Consider the following 19,136-nt stretch of genomic DNA (forward strand, 5'->3'; position numbering starts at 1 on the left):
TCGCTAGAGGCTGGTGGCCAGGAAGGTGCAGGCCTCCAGATACCCGGCGACGCCGCACACCACCGCGATCGTCACCAGCGCCACATAGTCGGCCGCGTGCGGCCGGGAGGGATACGCCGAGATCTGACCCACCCCACCGCGCGCGACAATCGCATCACCCATCTCATCGGCGCGGCGCAGGGAGACCGTCACCGCGGCCGACATCAGGTCGACCAGTTCGGCGGACCACTGTTTGCGGCGGGCCCGGCGTGACTCCGGCCGTGTCCGGGGCCGCAACCTGCGGGCCGCGTAGAGGACGCTGAACTCGTCGATCAGCATGGGAAACGCGCGCAACGCCAGCGCGAGTGTGACCGCCCAGTCGTCGACCGGCATCCGGAGAAACCGCAGCGGCCGGCCCAGCGTCGAGACCGCCGGGGCGACCTCGGCGACGTTGGTGGTCCACGACACCAGTGCACCCAGCCCCAGCAGCACCAGCGATACCGCGGTGATCCGCAGGAAGTTCAGCACCCCGCCCAGGCCGAATTCGACTCCGGCAAGGTGGATATACGGCGAGCCCCCGGCGAAGGACGCGGTCACCCCGCCCAACAGCAGGATCAGCCACAGCCAGCTGGGGATCGACGGCAGCGCACCGCGCGGAATACGGGCCAGCACCGCCGTCACCAGGACCACGACCGCGACGCACGCGATCGGCAACCAGCCGGGATAGAAGGTCAGCAGCACCCCGAGTGCGGCGACGGCGATCAGTTTCGTTCCCGCCCAGAGGCGATGGATCGCCGTGTCGCCGGGCACCGGACGCAACAGCACCACCGGTCTGCGTGACCCGCTCATGCGACACCACCGGAAGCACTCGAGACGGCCGGCACCAGTTGGCCGTCGCGCAGATGCAAGGTGCGCGGGCAGAGCTCTTCGAGACCGTCGAAATCGTGGGAGATGACCACCACGGTGAGACCGTCGCGGCGCAGCTGCTCCAACAGCCGCAGCAGGCCGCGGGCACTGGCGGCGTCCAGCCCGGCCAGCGGCTCATCGAGGATGACGGCCCGCGGCGACCGGGCCAGCAAGCCGGCCAGCACCACGCGACGCATCTGCCCGCCGGAGAGCTGATCGATGGGACGCGAGGCCAGGGCGGGTTCCAGCCCGACGGTGGCCAGCGCGGCCAGCACCCGGGTGTGGTCGCGCGAGGAGAACCCCGCTGCCGCGGCGATCTCACGGTCCACCCGGCCGCGGATCAGTTGCAACCGGGCCGCCTGGAAGGACAGCGCCACCGCGCCGACCTGTTCGGACACCGGACGGCCGTCGAGCAGGCAGCTGCCGACGGTGGGAAGGGTCAAACCGGCCATGATCCAGGCCAGGGTCGACTTGCCGGACCCGTTGAGACCGTGGATCAGGACACCGTCGCCCTCGTTGACCACCAGGTCGATATCCCGCAGAGCGCTTTTCTCCCAGGGGGTTCCGGCAGCGTAACGATGGCCCACCCCGCGCAGCTCCAGCACCGGTTTGTCGCTGCGTGCCACCGTGCCGCCGGCGGGGACCGACGCCGTCTGCACCATCTCCGACCCGCCGGCCAGGTTGATGGCACGGTCGGCCGCCTCGGCTTCCCCGTTGTAGTGGGTGATGTGCACCAGTGACATCTGGTGGTGGCGGGTCAAGCCGGCCAGCACCGTCATCAACCCGTCGCGGCCGACCTGGTCCACCATGCTGGTGATCTCGTCGGCGATCATCAGCGCGGGTTCGCGGGCCAGCGCGGCGGCCACCGCCAGTCGCTGTAGTTCGCCACCGGACAGTCCGCCGGTCTCCCGTTCGGCCAGACCGTCCAGACCGACCTCGGCGAGCAACCGCGGCACATCGATCTCGGTGCCGACCGGCAGTCCCCACACCACATCGTCGGCCACCCGGGTGCCCAGCACCTGACTCTCGGGGTGCTGCATGATCACCGCGGTGCCGCCCGGCGCGCCGAGCCCGACCGCACCCGGCCGTTCGACCGTGCCGCCGGTGGGCTCGCGACCCGCCAGCACGAGCATGAGCGTGGTCTTGCCCGATCCGTTGGCGCCGGTGATCGCGACGTGCTCGCCCAACTCCACCGTCAACGACACCGGGCCCAGGGCATCACGACCGGTACCCGGGTACCGGAACACCACATCGCGCAGCCGCAGCGGCACCGGAGCCACGGACCCGGTCTCGGTGGGCACGTCGAGTTTGTGCACATCGGGCACGCCCGCCAGCCTGCTCAGCACCCCGGACAAGGCCCACCAACCGATGAGGCTGACGATGACGATCGCGAACACGCCGTAGGCGCCGATCAACAACGGCCAGTACCGCAGTGCGGTGGCGAAGATGTCGACCATCTGCGGGGCGAGGTCCTGCAGCCCGGGGATGCGGCCGAGGATCTTGGCGGTGCCTTCGACGTTGGCGGTCATCGCGTCGAACACCAGCTGGCGCAGCCGCGACGCGACGGCCAGCGCGCCGACGACGAACGCGCCGAACACCACCCCGGCGACGACCGACACCAGCATGGCCGTGGTCAGGCCACGTCCGCGCCGCTTCACCGCGCCGGTCAGACCGCCGATGTAGGCGCAGTTGAGCACCGTCATCAACCCGCCCATCCCGGCGATGAGGAAGGCGATGGTCGCCCCGGCGACGGCCGCGGCGATGAGCACCTTGATCCGGTATCGGTACGCGAGCAGTCCCATCGGCACCGTGCCCAGGACGGACAGGCCGGCGGCGAACGGAACGACCACCGCGATGATCGCGATGGCCGCGCACAGTGCCGCCATCACAGCGGCTTGGGCAAGCTCGTTGGGGTGCAACGATCCCGCCCGCCGACGGGTGTGGGTAGCGGGCATTTCTCGATTCTGCCAGGCGCAACGAGCACGTCGCCGCGGTGCACTGTGACGGTCCGCACGAACACCGGCGCTATCTACATAGTGATTCTATGCAACCATGGAGCCATGCCGACTACCACCGCGTTGGGTGCCGACCTGCTGTCCGTGGTCGCGCGTGTGAACCGGCTGGCCAATCAGCGGGCCCGCTTCCCGCTGCCCTTCGCCCAAGCGCGACTGCTGTCGACGATCGAGGACCAGGGGGCCGCCCGCATCTCGGACCTGGCCGCACTGGACCACTGCTCGCAGCCGACGATGACCACCCAGGTGCGCCGGCTGGAAGACGCCGGGTTGGTGTCCCGCATCGCCGACCCCGGTGATGCGCGCGCGGTGCTCATCAGCATCACCGAGGACGGCAGGGCCACGCTGGCGCGGGTACGAGCCGACCGCGCCGCGGCCATCGACCCCTTCCTGGAACGCCTGGACAGCAAGCAGCGCACCACCCTCACCGACGCCGTCACCGTGCTGCGCGACCTGCTCGAGGTCGCGCAGTCCCGTGCAGGTGTGGCTGAATCCGACTGACAAAGGTCACCTCACCGTTGTGCCGGTCCTCGATGGCAGGGCAATCACGGCCGCCGGTGGTCCGTGTCCACCATTCGGAGGACAACCCTTGCCTCACAGCAGATTCGGCCAGTGTCCGTCGTTCGGCGGATTATTCGTGCGCAACAGCGGATTCGGACTGACTCGCAGCGCCATCACAGCTGCCGCGCCGTACGCTCCCTTCATCCCGCGCAACCGCATTGGACAGGTGAGGGCGCATTCCAGGGTCCGAGTCCGTAGTGCCAGCAAAGCCCTGAACGGTTGAGAAAGGGATCGAAAGTGCTCAAGAAACTTCGTCACTGGTGGACCACACCTCTCATTCGTCCGACGCCTGCCATGTTGGAGGACCGGTTGGCCCCGCAGGAGTTCAAGCGAGCGAGCGCGGGTCACCACCTGGGCGATGCGGTCGAAGAGAGCGAACCCTCGGGAAACCCAGTTCCGATCCCGTGAGCTGGCCGTTTGGGCAAGGCACCCGGCGGCGGCGAATCGTCGGGGCCGGGTCAGCGCGCCAGCCGGGCCGCCTCCCGTTCCGCGCCGGGATTCAGCACCCGGCTGCGTGAACCGGCGAGCTTCGCGCGCAGGTGCTCACCGACAGTCACCGGCTCGTAGCGGGCCGGCCGCCCAGGGCCGACGCAGGTCGACAACGGGGCGATCACGGCGTCGATATTGCCGTCGTGGAAGTACGCGGCAGACCGGCGCGGCACCAGGACTCCGCCGATCCGCGGAGCGGCGACCCGGTGCATCGTCGATATCCACTCGTCATTGGTCCATCTGGCCAGTGCGTCACCGAGATTCACCAACAACGCGCCGGGCGCCGGCTGGACCGGATGCCAACGGCCGCCGTCGCCGAGCACTTCCAGACCGGGCACCGCGTCGGCCCACAGCACGGTGACGATGCCATAGTCGGTATGCGCCCCCATCCCGACCTGATCGGGCTCGAGCACCGTCTCCGGTGAGGGCAGCCGATAGTTGATCATCCGCAGCACGTCCAAGGAGTGGTCGGTGACGGAGACGAGACCGTCGTCCCCGAGCCCGAGCGCGCGTCCGAAGATCCGGACCATGGTGCGGGCGACAGCGCCCGCCGCGGAAAACCAATCACTCACGGCCCCAGTGAATCCCGGCACTTCGGCGGGCCAGATGTTGGGGGCGTAATCGGTGGCGGACAGCTCGAGTGCGGGATACTCAGCGGCTTCGGTGCCGATGTTGAAGGCCTCGAACAGGTCGGCCGCGCTCACCAGCCCCAGACTTGCGGCCAGGGCTTCGGACTTCGGCGGGGTGTAGCCGCGGTTGACCGACGGCGGACACCGGTAGGCCGCTTTGACGACGGAATCGAGGGCGAAGAAGGCATCGGTGGCGGCCGTGAAGGCGTGCAAGGTGGAGGCCGGGATGCCGTGACCCACGATCTGCATGAAGCCGACGGTGCGGGCTGCGCGGTCGACCTGGGCGGCAACCTCATCGCGGTGACGTTCGGCAGCCTCGGGATCGTTGAAGGCCCCGATATCGATGGTGGGGATGTCGAATTCGGGCATGTTCATGGGTGATTCACTTCCTGGAGATGGTTGACGGGTATCAGCTGACGGTGGCTGCCGCGGCCCGTTCGTCGAGGTACTCACCCGCGACGACGTCGGGATGGGTGACCGAGCCGACCGGGGCGGGCAATGTCCTGATGACGGCGTCGGCGTCCGCTTCGAGGAACATGATCAGTGAGATCAACTCCTCCCCCGGCGCGTCGGCGGCCGGTGGCAGCACCCGGTGCCGGGTGGAGCGCCAGCGGTCCCCCGTCCACCGCGCCATCAGATCACCGATGTTCACCGTGAAGGCGCCGGGCACGTAGGGAGCGGGCAGCCAGCTGCCGTCGGTGTGCTGCACCTCCAGGCCGCCGTACCCCGCCTGCCGGTCCAGGATGGTCAGCACACCCCAATCGGTATGCGGGGCAATGCGATATTGCCCCGGCGCGGGCGCCCCGGTCTCAACCAACGGCGGATACCGGTTGATGTTGAACGTGTGTGGCGAGTTGCGGGTCTGGGCGGCGAACCAGTCCGGCTCCAGGCCCACCGCCGAGGCGAGTAATCGCAAGGTGTCGCCATAGACCTCGCGAACCGCGGCCGCGTATCGGTCACACAGGTTGCGCAACTCCGGAACTTCGGCCGGCCAGACATTGTCGGCGAACCACATCTGGTCGATGCGGGGGTCGCCGGTGCGGAAATCGCGGCCCATGGTGTAGCTCTCCTTGAGGTCCGGCCGGGTGCCGTCGACATCCTCACCGTAGAACCCGTTGGCCTCGCGGCCTGGCCCCACCCAGCCACGACCCCCCACCGCTGCGGCGTACCGGGCCTTGACGTCCTGAGGAAGGGCGAAGAAGCGGCGCGCTGCCGACCGGATGTTCTCGCGCAGAACGGCACTCACACCGTGGCCGGCGAGCATCAGGAAGCCCGAGTCCTGCAGCGCCTCGTCCACTTGCCGGGCGAGTGCCGCGCGTTCCGATGCGGATCCGGTGCGCCAGATCTGCAGATCGATGAGGGGAATGGTCATGGGATACGTTCCTTTCAACTCAACGGGTGGCGTCGCGCCGGGCGAGCAGGAGGTAGGTCAGGGCCGCCACACCGAAGCCGGCCGGCGCACTCAGGTCCGCACCACCACCGGCGGCGCTCGCGAGCGGCCCGACGAAGACGGTGGTGTTGATCCACAGCAGGGCGGCGATCATGCCCGCGGCCTGCGCCGCGATTCCCGCCGGGGCGAATGCCCGTCCGCCACCCCCGAGGACGACGGGGTCATAGCGTCCCTTGCGCAGCAGGTGGTCGACGACGAACACGCCGGCCCACGGCGCCAACCACACGATCATGAAGAGCAGGAAATTGCTCACGAAGGCCATGAACGATCCGGACAGCACGACCAACAGACCCACGACGGCACAGATGACCCCGTCGAGTGCCACCGCCTGCCACCGGCTGACACGAATCCCGATGGCCTGCAGCGTAACTCCGGAGGAGTAGAGGTCCACCGCGTTGAGCGCGATCATCTGAACGACGAGCAGGACCAGGTACGGGATCACGAACCAGACGGGGTACGCGGTGGGCAGGCCGCCGACCGGATCGGTGGCCGAGGGAACGACACTGGCGACCGCGACCCCGAGCAGCATCAACAGGGATTGCGGTACCCCACCGCCGACCAGAACCCACCCGACCAGCCCACGCCGGGACACCGCGGCGGGCAGGTACCGCGAGTAGTCCGCGGCGTTGGGCGACCAGCCCAGACCGGAACCGCTGGCCGCCAGCGCGATACCGCCGAGGAAGACAGCCCAGTCCGCGGGCGGTGTGACCTGCAGGTGGAGCCTGCCGGCGGTGAGCCAGGCCAGCATGAGGAAGAGCGCACCGAACGGGACGATCAGCGTGCGCAGCACGCGGGTGATCGCGGCGTGCCCGACGATCGGCAGCACACTCTGAATCACCGCCAGTACCAATACGATCGTGACGGTTGCCGAATTCGACAGGGTGATGCCGCCCAGGCCGAACAACGCGGTCACCGCGAGGGTCATCAGCACGAGGTCGAGCACTTCGTATCCGAGTTGCATGACCCAGTTGAAGAAGGCCAGCGGACGGTTGCCGAGCCGCCCGAAGGGAACCCGATTGACGGTGAAGGTGGTGGTTCCGGCCGCCGGCCCGGCCAGGCTGCACAGTCCGGCGACGATCCAGGTCAGGTTGCCGATCACGATCGCGGCGACGCACTGCCAGATGTTGAGGCCGAAGGTGACCAGCAGCGCGCCGTAGACCACCACCTGGACGTTGAGTACGACACCGCTCCACATCAGGCCGACCTGGCGCGGTGTGCCCCGGCGTTCGTCATCCGGGATCCGGTCGATACCGCGCTGCTCGATCACACGACTGCCTTTACCAATCACACCCACCCCGGCCTGGGATACAGTCCGTTCCAGGTCGATAGCCATCGACACACTCCTGAGGTCTGGGAGTGCACTCGAGCTTCGACCCTGCGCACGCCATATTGATTGTTGCTAGCGATCAATATGGCGATTTTGAATGTCATAGACGTTCAGCTGAGGTTACGAACATGTGAGGAATCCGCGGATGACACAGCCTGACGAAGGCGCGCTCAATGCCATGATCGGCGCCACCGTGAAAAGCCTGCGCGAGAAGTCAGGCTTATCAATGCGCGAGCTCGCCCGCCGCTCGGGCGTCAGCCAACCTTTCCTGAGCCAGATCGAGCGCGGCGTCAGCGCACCGTCGATGATCACCACCTATCGGCTCGCGGATGCCCTCGACGTCCTGCCGGGAGCTCTACTGCCCGCGCCGCCCGCGTCCCGCGTCTCGGTGATCCGGGCCGGTGAGGGCCGATCGATCCCGGTGGCCAACCGGGCCGACGCGGCCGCAGGCAGGGCGCTGGTCATGCAGCCGGGTAACCCGTTGGAGGTCATCGACTACCGCATCGAACCCGGCCAATACATCTCCGAATGGTTCGAGCTTCCCGGTGAGCTGGCCGTCTATCTCATCAGCGGTGTGCTGGACGTCGAGATCTCCGGGCATCCGACCGTTCGACTCCAACCCGGAGATCTGGTGAGCCACCCTGCCGACCTGCCCCACCGCTGGCTGCTGGTCGACGACGAACCCGCCCACGCCCTGCTCGCCATCGCCCACCCCGGTGAAGGTGCGGCACATCGCGCGCCGTCGCACAGCTGACGCTCAGAGCGCGAACGCCAGCAGCTGCGTCACCTGATCGGGCGAGAAGTTGTCATCGGTGACCATGATCACCGACTGACGACCGTCGGACAGCTTGGGCCCCAAGGTGATTCCCTCTACGTTGTCCACCGAATGCACCGTCGCAGACAGGTCTGCCACCAGGGTCTTGCGCATGGGTGCCGCCCCCGCCGACGACGGCCGGCCCAGAATGTCGTCCGCCCCGGCGATGCTCGCCCGGTAGATGTGCACCGAGGTCCTGGTGCCGTGCCCACGCTCGATGACCAGGAAGTCCTCGGCGTTGAGCGCCACCAGATCGGACAATCCGTTACCGCCGCCGGCACCGGAGCTGACCGGATCCAGCGGATAGGCGTACTGCGCCGTCGCCTCCCGCGTCTCGGGATCCAGCCGGGTGATCCGGGTCAACGCACCGTGCTCGGCGGTAGGCAGCGGTCCGTCGTCGAAACCGGGCTCCTCCATACCCGCCCACAGTGCGGTCCCGTCGGGCGCCAGCGTGAGTCCCTCCAGTGCCTGATTCTTCCGCGGCCCCGCATCGGCAGCGGACATGTGCAATTCCGGCGGCAGGGCGAACTGGCCGCGGAATGCGCCGTCGAGCCCCGCCGTCCGTACCCAGGGATCGAGCAGCACCGGCGGAGCATCCGGTTTCACGATCCGCTCCCCCTCGCTGGACCAGTACAACTGCTGGCGGCGGGAATCGAAGGCGATGCCCTCGGGATCCGGGGGCACGGTGGTGGCCGACTTCGGCGCGAACCGCTGACCGTCGGTGTTCAGCAGTGGCGTGGCACCCCGCAGGTCGACGCGGGCCAGATTGCTGCCCGAGAGGGCGATGCTCATGGTGTAGAACCGGGCCGGGCTCTTCGCGGACCGATCGTCGCTGATCACGTAATACTGGTCGCGGCCGGCGTCGTAGGTGATGCCGGAAAGACCGCCCACCGTCGTATCGGCGAACAGCAGACCGTGCGCCAATTCGACCTTGCCGAGAAACTCCAGCTGGGAGGTGGGTGCCGGCGCGGCCGCACAACCCGCCACCACCAGAACCGCCGACAGCACCCACGCCGATCGCTTCACGCCAACAGATAACCACAGGCGCCACGAGCCCCCGTCGCACCGAATGTTGCTGCCCGCGGCCGGCCGCAGCTCACGTCGGCGTGGGTGTGGTCGCCGTCGTGCGGCAATTCGACCTCGGCGTTGCCAGAGTCACGTTTGCGGACCGCTTTCACGGGCTAAGTTCGGGTATGACCTCCACCGCGGAACATCTGCGCAACACCCTCGACGGACGCTGGCGCGACGTGAAGAACGCCGTGCGGACCGAACTGTCCGGTGAGATCTTCAAGCCGCACTACACCCCGAACACCGTCATCGCCCGCACCAAGGTCGGCGAACAGCTCAAGATCATGGCCGCCGCGGGCGCCGCGGAGGACGGCTTCCGCAAGGAGCACGGCGGCACGGGAGATGTCGGCGCGGCCGTCACCCGGATCGAGATGCTCGCCATGAGCGACCTGTCGCTGATGGTCAAAGCGGGTGTGCAGTGGGGGCTGTTCGGCGGCGCGATCGAGAACCTGGGCACCGAACGCCATCACAAGGCGTATGTCCGCGACATCATCAGCCTGAACCTGCTCGGCTGTTTCGCCATGACCGAGACCGGCCACGGCAGCGATGTGCAGTCGCTGGAGACGACAGCCACCTATGACCCGGCGACCAAAGAGTTCGTCATCGACTCCCCCACCCCGAGCGCCCGCAAGGACTACATCGGCGGTGCGGCCCAAACCGCGCGGGTGGCCGCGGTTTTCGCGCAGTTGATCACCCAGGGCGAAGGCCACGGTGTGCACTGCTTCGTGGTGCCGCTGCGCGATGAGGAGGGTAACGATCTGCCCGGCGTCACCACCTCGGACTGTCACTACAAGGGCGGCCTGCCCGGAGTGGACAACGGTCGCATCCAGTTCGACCACGTCCGCGTCCCGCGGGAGAACCTGCTCAACAAGTACGCCGACGTCGCCGAGGACGGTACCTACTCCTCACCCATCGAGAACCCCGGGCGGCGGTTCTTCACCATGCTGGGCACCCTGATCCGCGGCCGGGTCACCGTCGGCGGCAGCGCCGCCGCGGCAGGCCGGGTGGCGCTGGACATCGCGACCCGGTATGCGTTGCAGCGCAAGCAGTTCAGCGCACCCGATGCCGATGACGAAGTGCTCATCATGGATTACCTGGTGCACCAGCGCCGGCTGTTCCCCCTGATCGCGCGGTCCTACGCCCTGCAGTTCGCGCAGAACGAGCTGGTGGCCAAGCTGCACGAGATCCAGTCCTCGGACTTCCCCGACGCCGAGGACCAGCGCGAGGTGGAAGCACGGGCGGCGGGGCTGAAGGCCGCGAACACCTGGCATGCCAGCCGGGCCATCCAGGAGGCGCGCGAAGCCTGCGGCGGCGCGGGCTACCTGGCCGAGAACCGGTTGATCGCGCTGCGCGGTGACATCGACGTGTTCACGACGTTCGAGGGTGACAACCACGTGCTCACCCAGTTGGTGGCCAAGGAGCTGCTGACCGCCTACGCCGACGACATCAAGGGCATGAGTCCGGTGGAGTGGGTGCGCTTCGCCGCCAACTTCGCCGGCGAGCGGGTGCTCAAGCGCACCGCGGCCGAGACCATCATGCAGACCATCCTCGACACCCGGCAGGACAACGAGGAGGAAGGCAGCCTCTTCAACCGCGGCACCCAGGTCAAGATGTTCGAGGACCGCGAGGAGTACATCCTGTCCACCGTCGCGCGCCGGCTGCAGGGCAAGGCCAAGGAGATGAGCGCGTTCGAGGCGTTCAACTCGGTGCAGGATCACGTGCTGCACGCCGCCATCGCGCATATCGACCGGGTCGTGCTGGAGGCCTTCGTCGCCGGCGTCGACGCCTGCGAGGATGACGAGGCACGCGAGATCCTCAACCTGGTCTGCGACCTGTATGCCCTGAGCATCATCGAGGACGACAAGGCATGGTTCGTCGAGCACCGGTTCCTGTCCACCGAACGCGCCAAGGCCGTCACCCGCGCCATCAACGACCGCTGCCGCAAGCTGCGTCCGCATGCCGAACTGCTGGTGGACGGTTTCGGGATTCCCGAGCAGCTGCGGTACGCCGAGATGCTGCATCCGGAGAACATCCCGGACGCCGACGAGCATCAGGAGAAGGACGCCGTCAGCTCCGGCACCATCGAGCCGAAGTAATCACCCCCGCCGGGGCTTACTCGGCCACCAGATACGGTCGCCGATCAGGGACATGGCGGCCGGCACCAGGATGGTGCGTACCAGGGTGATATCGATGAGCAGACCGACGCCCACGGTGAACCCGATCTGCAGCAGGTTGATCACCCGGCCGCTCATCAACGCGAACATGGTGAGCGCGAAGACGATTCCGGCGGTGGTGATGACGCTGCCGGTGCTGCCGAAGCTGCGCATGATGCCGCGGACCATGCCGTCGCCGGACTCCTCGCGGATGCGCGCGGCAAACAGCATGCTGTAGTCGGCACCGACGGCGATCAGCGCCATGAACGACACCGGGAACACCGACCAGTCGACGTCCACCCCGATCAGGTGCTGCCACACCAGCACGCTGATACCCGAGGCCGCACCGAACGACAGCACCACGACGGCGACCATGAACACCGGTGCGGCGATGCTGCGCAACAACACCATCAGAACCAGCAGCACACCCAGGATGGCGACCACGCCGTAGACGGCGAAGTCCCGCCACACCTGGTCACGCATATCCGCCGACAACGAGGCCAACCCGGTGGTGGCGAAATGTGCGCCCTGCAGCGAGGTCCCGTCCGCGGCTTCGGTCGCCGCCGGGCTCAGTTCGCGGGTGGCGTTCAGCGCCGCATCGCTGTAGGGATTGATCCGCCACACCACGAGCATCCGCGCGGTCCGGCCGTCGGGGGCGAACAGCAGGCGTTGGCCCTCCTGAAATGCCTTGTCGGCGAAGCCTTGTGCGGGTAGGTAGAACCCGGCCCCGGCCCCGGCCGAGGTGTGCGCGGCCAGCGCGGCCAGATAGTCCGAGGCCTGGGTGAGTCCGTCGGTGAGCTGACCGGTCAGCCCCACCACCTGGTCGACGCCCCCCTTCACCTGATTCAGACCGGCGGCCAACCGGCTCATGCCCTCGTCGAGGCGATCCGCACCGCGGACCAGTTCGGCGAGCTGGGCATTGGCCCGCTCGGGTGAACCGCCGGGCACCATGGCCACCATGGCCTGCAGCCGGGCCAGGGCGTTCTTGATGCCCGGTTGGGCGGCGCGCACCTTGTCGACGGTCACCTGCGGTACCGCGGCCAACAACTGGGCCTGACGCAGCGTGCGGGTGACGGCACCGTCGGACACGGCATCCAGATCGGCGAGACTGGACCGGGCCCGCATGCACACCGGGTTGAGCAGACAGTCCGGTCCGGGCTGCGGGGTCAGCGCCGCGCCCAGTGCCGAACTGACCACCCGGCCGCCGTCGGCGATCTGGGCATTGTCCGGTATCGCCTGCAGGGCCACGTCGAGCAGGCCCACCGACGCGTTCAGATCGGCCAGCACCGCGGGGACGTCGACCCGGCCGTCGGTGACGGTGCGCAGCGCGGAGTCGGCTTCCTGATATCCGCCGAGTACCTGGTGCGCCAGTGCGGTGACGGACTTGATCCCCGAAACCAGTTGCGGGAGCTGCGCATCGGCACTGGCGGCGCCGTCGCGAAGGGTCGCGGTGCCCGCGGCCAGCCGCTGCAGGTCGGGGGTCGCCGTGCCGATGCGGTCCCTGGCGTCGCCGAGCCGGTGGGCGACGATACCGGCCTGATAGCCCACCGTCGTCTGTTCCAGCTGGCTGCCCGTCGGCCGCGTCATGGCACGGACGTACGCCACCTGCGGCATGCCGGCGATGCGGGCGGCGACCCGGTCCAACGCCGCCAGATCGTTGGTGTTGCGCATGTCGTGGTCGGCCGAGACGATCAGGTATTCGGGCGCCACCTCGTTGACTCCCCAATGGGCATAAGCCTTTTCATAACCCGTGGCGCTCTCGGTGCGGTCGAGTTGCATGGCGTTCTCGTCGAAGTTCACCCGGAAGGTGAGCAGCACCGAGGCGGCGGCGAGCAGCAATACCAGCGACGCCGCGGACAGCGCGCCCGAACGCCGGATCATCGTCGTGCCGATCCGGCGCCACCGGCGTTCGTTGAGCGGCCGCGGTTCGGCGAAGCCCCGGCGGCCCAGGAGGGACAGCAGCGCATACGGCAACGTCATCGAGATGGCCAGGGCGATCACGATGGCGATGGCGATCGGCGGCCCCGCGGCCCGGAACATGCCGAGCTGGGTGAAGGCCATCGCGGTCGCGGCCGCGGCGATGGTGAGCATGGAGGCGATCAGGATCCCGGAAACCTTCTGCCCGGCTTGCCCCAACGCGTCCGGCACGGCCAGCCCGTTGCGTCTGCCCTCGTGGTAGCCCGCCAGGATGAAGATCGCGTAATCGGTTGCCGCGCCGAGCAACATCGCGGTCATCAGCGCGATGGTGAAGTTGGAGACGGTCAGCACGCCGGCTCCGCCCAGCAGCGACACCACCGGCCGTGCCACACCGAGGCCGATGCCGATGGTGAGCAGCGGGATGAGCGCGGTGACCATCGAGCGGTACACCGCCAGCAGTACCAGGGTGATCAGCAGCACCGAGACCCCGGTGATGATCAGCAGCGAGAAGTCCATGGCGCTGAACAGATCGGCCAGCGTGGGCGACGGCCCGGTGTAGTACATCTGCAGACCCGTCGGCTTGGCCAGGGCGTCGATGGTGTTGCGGATGTTGACGGTGTTCTGATGCGCCTTGGTCGATCCGACGTCTCCGGTGCCGGCGACCACCAGGTTGATCGCCTTGCCATCCGGGCTCAGCGCGATGCTGCGCAAGGTGTCGCTGCTGTAGCCGTCCAGGACGTAGGCCACGTCATCGGTATCGGCCCGCAGCGCGGCCACCAGGTCGCGGTAAACCTTCTCGTCGGCGGCGCCGATACCGCTCTCGTTGACCAGCAGCACGCTGCCGATGGCCGATGAGGCCGGCACGCCGAACTCCTTGGACATATGCCGAAGTGTTTGCGCCGCTTCGATATTGCTGGGGATGAACGGTGCCGAATGCTCGGCGACGGTGCGTTCCAGCTGCGGGATGGCGAGGTTCAGCGCGCCGACCAGGACCACCCAGAACACGATGACCCACCACGCGTAGCGCGCACAGAACCGGCTGAACCGGCCGAACACCCTGCTCTCCCCATGAGCCACTTCGTCCCCCTCGCGCACCCCATGTAGACCAAACGGTCTACGCGTGGCGACAGACGTTAGTAGACTGATCGGTACACCGCAATCACCCTCAGGTAGGAAAAACGCGCATGCAGGCTCGAGACCGGCTCATCTCCTGTGCCGTCGACCTCATCCGGCGCAACGGCGTCGCAGGTACCGGGCTTGCACTGCTGCTGGAACTGAGCGGGACGGCCCGGCGCTCGCTGTACCTGAATTTCCCCGGCGGCAAGGCCGAACTCATCGCCGACGCCACCGCGGTGGCGGGCAAGGTGACCGGTGCCGCGATCGACCGGTTGGCCCGCGACGGCGATCCGGTGGCGGTGATCCAGCGCTTCATCGCCGGCTGGACCGACGCGCTGCGGGCCACCGATTTCACCGCGGGCTGCCCGATCGTGGCCGCCGCCCTCGGCCGCTCGGAGGCTTCCGTGGCCGCCGATACCGCCGGCGAGGTGTTCACCGACTGGGAACGACGCCTCACCGGCCATCTGCACGAGGCCGACCTGTCACCCGCGGATGCCGCCCAACTGGCCACGATGACCGTCGCCGCCGTCGAGGGCGCGATCATCATGTGCCAGGCCACCAAGTCCGATGAGCCGCTGCGCCGCGTCGAGGCGGGGCTGATCGAGCTGTACCAGCAGAAGGCGCGCTAGGGGTTCGGGATCGGGTCCAGCGCCTTGAGCTTGTCGTCGTCGCCGATCTGGAAGCGCACCTGGGCGATCCCGGTCGGGCAGCACGGTTTATCCGCGCCCTGCAGCCACTGATACTGCACCGTCGCGATCTTGTCCCCCAGCGGCACGACCGTGGTGTACGGGCGCGGGCGCGGGGTGGGCGGGCCCAGCGGCGAGTTGCGGTCGAAGAACAGCACCTGCACGGCCGCGTCCAGGGCCTTGTCACCCGTGCCGACGACCACCCAGTGCAACCGGCAGTCGCCGGTGTGCCCGTGCGAGGTCTCATGCCAGCGGTCGCCGAGTTGTTGCACCGCGGCGGCCACCGTCTCCGCGGTCGGGGTGTCCTCGGGCTTGCAGTCGGTCGACGTGGTGGAGCCGGAGTTCGGTGGGCTCCAGCCGCAGGACGCGGCGAGAAGCGTGACCGTGGTGACGAGCGGGATCATCCGCGAGAGCCGCATGGGTACGAGCTTACGGAGCACTGACATGCTCGCCCGGTCGCGGCGGGCCACCTGTCGCGCCGGTCTGCGCAGCGAACGCTGCGAGTAGCATCGGCCACATGGGTTTTCGTCATTTGCGCCGGTTGGTCGGCCCGTTGGTCGTTGTCGGCACGTTGGGCGCTGCGACGCTGGCAACCGGTGCCGCCCCGATGGCCTCCGCCGACCCGTGCCCCGATGCCGAGGTGGTGTTCGCCCGCGGCAGCGATGAGCCGCCCGGCGTCGGCACCGTGGGCCAGGCGTTCATCGACACGTTGCGCGGTCAACTCCCGGGCAAATCCATCGGCGTCTACCCGGTGAACTATGCGGCCACCGGCGATTTCGGCAATAAAGCGGTCTTCCCGTCCACGATGTTCGACGGTGTCCACGACACCACCTCACATCTTCAGGCGATGGCCGCGAACTGCCCGAACACCAAGCTCCTGCTCGGCGGGTACTCGCAGGGCGCGGCGGTGGCCGCCTATGCCACCACCGCGGACATCCCCGCCGAGGTGCACAACCACGTCGCCGGGATCGTGCTGTTCGGTAAGCCGACGGCCGAGCTGCTGGGCGGGTTCGGGGCCCCGCCCGCGAACATCTCACCGCTGTACAACGGCAAGTCACTGGATCTGTGCGCACCCGGGGACAGCATCTGCGACGGCTCGCCGGGTTCGTTCCTCTCGTCGCTGGCCCATGCCCTCTACCCGCTCAACGGCTTGGTCGCCACGGCAGCGTCGAAGGCTGCGGGCCGGCTGGTGTAGGTGGGTCGACCGACCCCTCCAAAGCACGAAGGCCAGCGCATTCGCGCTGGCCTTGCTGGCTCCCCCGGATGGACTCGAACCATCAACCGTCCGATTAACAGTCGGAAGCTCTGCCAATTGAGCTACAGGGGAATGAACCGAAGACAGACTCTAGCGCATATGGGCCGCGCGACCCGAATCGCCATGTCAGAGCCGTTTCCTCACGCCCGTCGACCAACTCTCAGCTGCGTGAGGCAGGATGGTGAGCGTTCTGCTGTGACCCGGGGAGGGAGTGCGCGTGTTCCGGATCGTGTTCGTGTTGGGGGTCGGCTACGTATTGGGTGCCAAGGCTGGTCGACGCCGCTACGAACAGATCGCCGGCACCTACCGGGCCGTCACCGAGAATCCGGCCACCAAGGCCGTGCTGGACGCCGGACGGCGAAAATTGGCCGACCGGGTATCCCCCGATCCGGCGTTGGTGAAGCTGACGGCGATCGACGCGGAGACCACCGTGCTGGAACCTCTCGAAGACGAGACCGCCGAGAGGCGTTAGCCCATCGGGACGTTCCAGGTCTGACCCGGGAGCAGCGGCCCGGAATTGATGCCGTTGCTGCCCACGGAGATGCCCGGGCTGCCGAAACCGAGGCCCCCGCCGCTGCCACCGGAGTTCGAGTAGGACAGGCACTTGCCGTCCTCTTTGTTCCCGAACCACGCCAGGCACGCAGGCTGGGCCTGCACCGAACTCTGGGATCCGGCGGCCGAGAATGCCACCAGCGGTGCCGCGGCGGCGGCCACCGCAAACGCGCCCACCAGGACCACACGCCTAGCTGAAGTGTTCACCGGGATGCCTTTCTCGTGGCGCCATCGCACGCCTCACCATAGCGTGCGACGCCTGTTCACGCAGTCATGTCGTCACCGCTGGCCTGCTCCAACAGGCTGCGGCGATAGGTCTCCATGGCCACCAGGTCACCGAACAGGGCGTGGTATTCGTCGCTGTGGTCCACCGGCGACATCCGCTGCAGCTTGGACTTGACCTCGGCGATCTGCCGCCCCACCGACACCTCCTGCAGGCGGGCGAGCACCCCGGAGACATAGCGGACCAACTTCTCGTCGTCCTCGAACCGGATGGCCTCCACACCGAGTTCATTCACCAGGTTCGCGCCCTCGGGGGAATCCTGCAGATCCCGCACCGTCTCGATCCACTGGGCGCCGGACAAGCCGGCCGACATGCCGCCCGCGTCCGCGATGGCCTTGCGCACGGCGGCATAGCCGGGATGGGTGAAACTCTCTGCGGTGAGCGTGTCGAAGACCGGACCGGCCAGCCCCGGATACTGCAGCGCCGCCTTGAGCGCCTCCCGCTGCGGGCGCAGGGTCGGATCCCGCGGATCGGGACGGGTGACGGTGACCATGGGCCGCTGTCGGACCGGTTCGGCCGACCCCCGCGACCGGCCGGCGTCGCGCCCCTTGGCGGGTCCCTTGCGCCCGGCCTCCTCGCGTACCCGGGAGAGGACCTGGGCGACGTTGTCCCAGCCCACCCAGCCGGCCAGCTGGCGGGCGTACTCGTCACGCAGGGTCGGGTCCTTGATCCCGGCCACCATCGGCACGCAGCGCCGCAGCGCCGCCACCCGGCCCTCGGCGCTGTCGAGGTTGTGGTCGGCGAGCGCGGTGCGGATGGCGAATTCGAACAGCGGGGCCCGGCGGGCCACCAGGTCGCGCAACGCCCCGTCACCGGAGCGCAGCCGCAGATCGCACGGATCCATCCCGTCGGCAGCCACCGCCACGAACGACTGGCCGGCCAGGTTCTGCTCCCCCTCGAACGCCTTCACCGCGGCGGCCCGGCCGGCCGCATCGCCGTCGAAGACATAGATGAGCTCACCGCGAAAGAAGTTGTCGTCCATCATGAGTCGGCGCAACATGGACAGGTGGTCGTCGCCGAAAGCGGTGCCGCACGCGGCCACCGCGGTGGTCACCCCGGCCAAGTGCATCGCCATCACGTCGGTGTAACCCTCGACCACGACGGCCTGGTGGCCCTTGGCGATATCCCGCTTGGCCAGATCCAGCCCGAACAAGACATTCGACTTCTTGTACAGCACCGTCTCGGAGGTGTTGACGTACTTGGCTTCGATATGGTCGTCGTCGAACAGCCGGCGGGCACCGAAGCCGATGGTCTCCCCCGACGACACCCGGATGGGCCACAGCAACCGCCGGTGAAAACGGTCCATCGGACCGCGCCGGCCCTCGCGAGACAGCCCGGCGGCTTCCAGCTCCTTGAATTCGAATCCCTTGCGCAGCAAGTGCTTTGTCAAGGTGTCCCAGCCCGACGGCGCGAAACCGCAGCCGAACCGTTTGGCCGCGTCGGCATCGAAGTTGCGCTCGATCAGATACCGGCGCGCCGGTTCCGCTTCCGCGGACTGCAGCGCCTCGGCGTAGAACTCCTGCGCGGCGGCGTTGGCGGCGATCAGCCGGCTGCGGCTGCCGCGGTCACGCTGCACATTGGTGGTCGACGAACCTGTGTAGGTGACGGTGTAGCCGACCTTGTCGGCGAGGAGTTCGACGGCCTCGACGAAGCTGACGTGCTCGATCTTCTGCAGGAAGGCGTAGACGTCGCCGCCCTCACCGCAGCCGAAGCAGTGGAAGTGGCCGTGGTTGGGGCGCACGTGAAACGACGGTGACTTCTCGTCGTGGAAGGGGCACAACCCCTTGAGCGAATCCACCCCGGCGCGGCGCAACTGGACATAGTCGCCGACGATTTCCTCGATGCGCACGCGGTCGCGGATGGCCGCGATATCGCGATCGGGGATACGCGCACCTTTACCCCGGGTCGCTTCGCTCCTGCCCACCGGACCAGCCATCGC

At 68.1% G+C, this 19,136-nt stretch carries 16 protein-coding genes and 1 tRNA gene; 6 read left to right on the plus strand and 11 right to left on the minus strand.

Going from position 1 to position 19,136, the window contains the following annotated elements; all coding sequences use genetic code 11:
* Window positions 1-3 precede the first annotated feature (3 nt).
* Both H7J86_RS21500 and H7J86_RS21505 read right to left on the minus strand, forming a co-directional pair.
* The gene (locus H7J86_RS21500; protein WP_267293373.1) at window positions 4-828 is read right to left on the minus strand and encodes a CbiQ family ECF transporter T component; all 825 of its coding nucleotides are present in this window, start codon (window positions 826-828) and stop codon (window positions 4-6) included.
* On the minus strand, window positions 825-2,840 hold the full coding sequence (locus tag H7J86_RS21505) for a DUF2232 domain-containing protein (protein WP_267293375.1): 2,016 nt from the start codon (window positions 2,838-2,840) through the stop codon (window positions 825-827). The genes H7J86_RS21500 and H7J86_RS21505 overlap by 4 nt, the downstream gene beginning before the upstream one ends.
* Window positions 2,841-2,945: 105 nt before the next feature.
* Here H7J86_RS21505 and H7J86_RS21510 point away from each other — a divergent pair, with 105 nt between their 5' ends.
* On the plus strand, window positions 2,946-3,398 hold the full coding sequence (locus tag H7J86_RS21510) for a MarR family winged helix-turn-helix transcriptional regulator (RefSeq protein WP_267293377.1): 453 nt from the start codon (window positions 2,946-2,948) through the stop codon (window positions 3,396-3,398).
* Between the two features lie 518 nt (window positions 3,399-3,916).
* Here H7J86_RS21510 and H7J86_RS21515 read toward each other — a convergent pair.
* From H7J86_RS21515 to H7J86_RS21525, 3 genes are read right to left on the minus strand one after another with little or no spacing between them, the layout of a single operon-like run.
* Window positions 3,917-4,951: an isopenicillin N synthase family dioxygenase gene (locus H7J86_RS21515; RefSeq protein ID WP_267293379.1), complete on the minus strand. Its 1,035-nt coding sequence runs from the start codon at window positions 4,949-4,951 to the stop codon at window positions 3,917-3,919.
* A gap of 34 nt (window positions 4,952-4,985) precedes the next feature.
* Window positions 4,986-5,948: an isopenicillin N synthase family dioxygenase gene (locus tag H7J86_RS21520; RefSeq protein WP_267293381.1), complete on the minus strand. Its 963-nt coding sequence runs from the start codon at window positions 5,946-5,948 to the stop codon at window positions 4,986-4,988.
* A gap of 19 nt (window positions 5,949-5,967) precedes the next feature.
* Complete coding sequence (locus H7J86_RS21525) at window positions 5,968-7,359, minus strand: purine-cytosine permease family protein (protein ID WP_267293383.1); 1,392 nt, start codon at window positions 7,357-7,359, stop codon at window positions 5,968-5,970.
* Between the two features lie 139 nt (window positions 7,360-7,498).
* Between H7J86_RS21525 and H7J86_RS21530 the strand changes: the two genes are divergently transcribed.
* Entirely contained in the window at window positions 7,499-8,107 is a 609-nt protein-coding gene (locus tag H7J86_RS21530; RefSeq protein ID WP_090353581.1) for a helix-turn-helix domain-containing protein, read from the plus strand.
* 3 nt (window positions 8,108-8,110) lie between these two features.
* On the opposite strand, the gene H7J86_RS21535 is transcribed toward H7J86_RS21530, so the two are convergent.
* Window positions 8,111-9,193, minus strand: a complete 1,083-nt coding sequence (locus H7J86_RS21535; protein ID WP_267293385.1) for an esterase-like activity of phytase family protein — start codon at window positions 9,191-9,193, stop codon at window positions 8,111-8,113.
* A gap of 167 nt (window positions 9,194-9,360) precedes the next feature.
* Between H7J86_RS21535 and H7J86_RS21540 the strand changes: the two genes are divergently transcribed.
* The gene (locus H7J86_RS21540) at window positions 9,361-11,331 is read left to right on the plus strand and encodes an acyl-CoA dehydrogenase family protein (protein WP_267293387.1); all 1,971 of its coding nucleotides are present in this window, start codon (window positions 9,361-9,363) and stop codon (window positions 11,329-11,331) included.
* On the opposite strand, the gene H7J86_RS21545 is transcribed toward H7J86_RS21540, so the two are convergent.
* Window positions 11,332-14,382: an MMPL family transporter gene (locus tag H7J86_RS21545; RefSeq protein WP_267293389.1), complete on the minus strand. Its 3,051-nt coding sequence runs from the start codon at window positions 14,380-14,382 to the stop codon at window positions 11,332-11,334. It lies immediately after the preceding gene.
* Between the two features lie 107 nt (window positions 14,383-14,489).
* On the opposite strand from H7J86_RS21545, the gene H7J86_RS21550 reads away from it, so the two are divergent.
* Complete coding sequence (locus H7J86_RS21550; RefSeq protein ID WP_267293391.1) at window positions 14,490-15,050, plus strand: TetR/AcrR family transcriptional regulator; 561 nt, start codon at window positions 14,490-14,492, stop codon at window positions 15,048-15,050.
* On the opposite strand, the gene H7J86_RS21555 is transcribed toward H7J86_RS21550, so the two are convergent.
* The gene (locus H7J86_RS21555) at window positions 15,047-15,526 is read right to left on the minus strand and encodes an LppP/LprE family lipoprotein (protein WP_267293393.1); all 480 of its coding nucleotides are present in this window, start codon (window positions 15,524-15,526) and stop codon (window positions 15,047-15,049) included. The two genes, H7J86_RS21550 and H7J86_RS21555, sit on opposite strands and share 4 nt — an antisense overlap.
* Before the next feature lie 98 nt (window positions 15,527-15,624).
* On the opposite strand from H7J86_RS21555, the gene H7J86_RS21560 reads away from it, so the two are divergent.
* Window positions 15,625-16,302 carry a cutinase family protein gene (locus H7J86_RS21560; protein ID WP_267293395.1) on the plus strand — a complete coding sequence of 226 codons (678 nt, stop codon included), beginning with the start codon at window positions 15,625-15,627 and terminating at the stop codon, window positions 16,300-16,302.
* Window positions 16,303-16,358: 56 nt separating this feature from the next.
* Here H7J86_RS21560 and H7J86_RS21565 read toward each other — a convergent pair.
* Window positions 16,359-16,434 (minus strand) — tRNA-Asn (locus H7J86_RS21565).
* 145 nt (window positions 16,435-16,579) lie between these two features.
* Here H7J86_RS21565 and H7J86_RS21570 point away from each other — a divergent pair.
* Entirely contained in the window at window positions 16,580-16,834 is a 255-nt protein-coding gene (locus H7J86_RS21570; RefSeq protein ID WP_090353981.1) for a hypothetical protein, read from the plus strand.
* Here the strand turns inward: H7J86_RS21570 and H7J86_RS21575 are convergent.
* Both H7J86_RS21575 and dnaG read right to left on the minus strand, forming a co-directional pair.
* A complete protein-coding gene (locus tag H7J86_RS21575) occupies window positions 16,831-17,127 on the minus strand; it encodes a DUF7155 family protein (RefSeq protein WP_090353980.1) in 297 nt (98 codons plus the stop codon). The two genes, H7J86_RS21570 and H7J86_RS21575, sit on opposite strands and share 4 nt — an antisense overlap.
* Before the next feature lie 50 nt (window positions 17,128-17,177).
* Window positions 17,178-19,133, minus strand: a complete 1,956-nt coding sequence (dnaG, locus tag H7J86_RS21580; protein ID WP_090353570.1) for a DNA primase — start codon at window positions 19,131-19,133, stop codon at window positions 17,178-17,180.
* Between the last annotated feature and the right edge of the window lie 3 nt (window positions 19,134-19,136).

Source organism: Mycobacterium hackensackense, assembly GCF_025822555.1.
Taxonomy (GTDB): Bacteria; Actinomycetota; Actinomycetes; order Mycobacteriales; family Mycobacteriaceae; genus Mycobacterium; species Mycobacterium fluoranthenivorans.

What these genes read in the sequence shown, in the direction of transcription:
- H7J86_RS21500 (WP_267293373.1), bottom strand. Translation starts at nt 828, where the DNA reads ATGAGCGGGTCACGCAGACCGGTGGTGCTGTTGCGTCCGGTGCCCGGC.
- H7J86_RS21505 (WP_267293375.1), bottom strand. Translation starts at nt 2,840, where the DNA reads ATGCCCGCTACCCACACCCGTCGGCGGGCGGGATCGTTGCACCCCAAC.
- H7J86_RS21510 (WP_267293377.1), top strand. Translation starts at nt 2,946, where the DNA reads ATGCCGACTACCACCGCGTTGGGTGCCGACCTGCTGTCCGTGGTCGCG.
- H7J86_RS21515 (WP_267293379.1), bottom strand. Translation starts at nt 4,951, where the DNA reads ATGAACATGCCCGAATTCGACATCCCCACCATCGATATCGGGGCCTTC.
- H7J86_RS21520 (WP_267293381.1), bottom strand. Translation starts at nt 5,948, where the DNA reads ATGACCATTCCCCTCATCGATCTGCAGATCTGGCGCACCGGATCCGCA.
- H7J86_RS21525 (WP_267293383.1), bottom strand. Translation starts at nt 7,359, where the DNA reads ATGGCTATCGACCTGGAACGGACTGTATCCCAGGCCGGGGTGGGTGTG.
- H7J86_RS21530 (WP_090353581.1), top strand. Translation starts at nt 7,499, where the DNA reads ATGACACAGCCTGACGAAGGCGCGCTCAATGCCATGATCGGCGCCACC.
- H7J86_RS21540 (WP_267293387.1), top strand. Translation starts at nt 9,361, where the DNA reads ATGACCTCCACCGCGGAACATCTGCGCAACACCCTCGACGGACGCTGG.
- H7J86_RS21550 (WP_267293391.1), top strand. Translation starts at nt 14,490, where the DNA reads ATGCAGGCTCGAGACCGGCTCATCTCCTGTGCCGTCGACCTCATCCGG.
- H7J86_RS21555 (WP_267293393.1), bottom strand. Translation starts at nt 15,526, where the DNA reads ATGCGGCTCTCGCGGATGATCCCGCTCGTCACCACGGTCACGCTTCTC.
- H7J86_RS21560 (WP_267293395.1), top strand. Translation starts at nt 15,625, where the DNA reads ATGGGTTTTCGTCATTTGCGCCGGTTGGTCGGCCCGTTGGTCGTTGTC.
- dnaG (WP_090353570.1), bottom strand. Translation starts at nt 19,133, where the DNA reads ATGGCTGGTCCGGTGGGCAGGAGCGAAGCGACCCGGGGTAAAGGTGCG.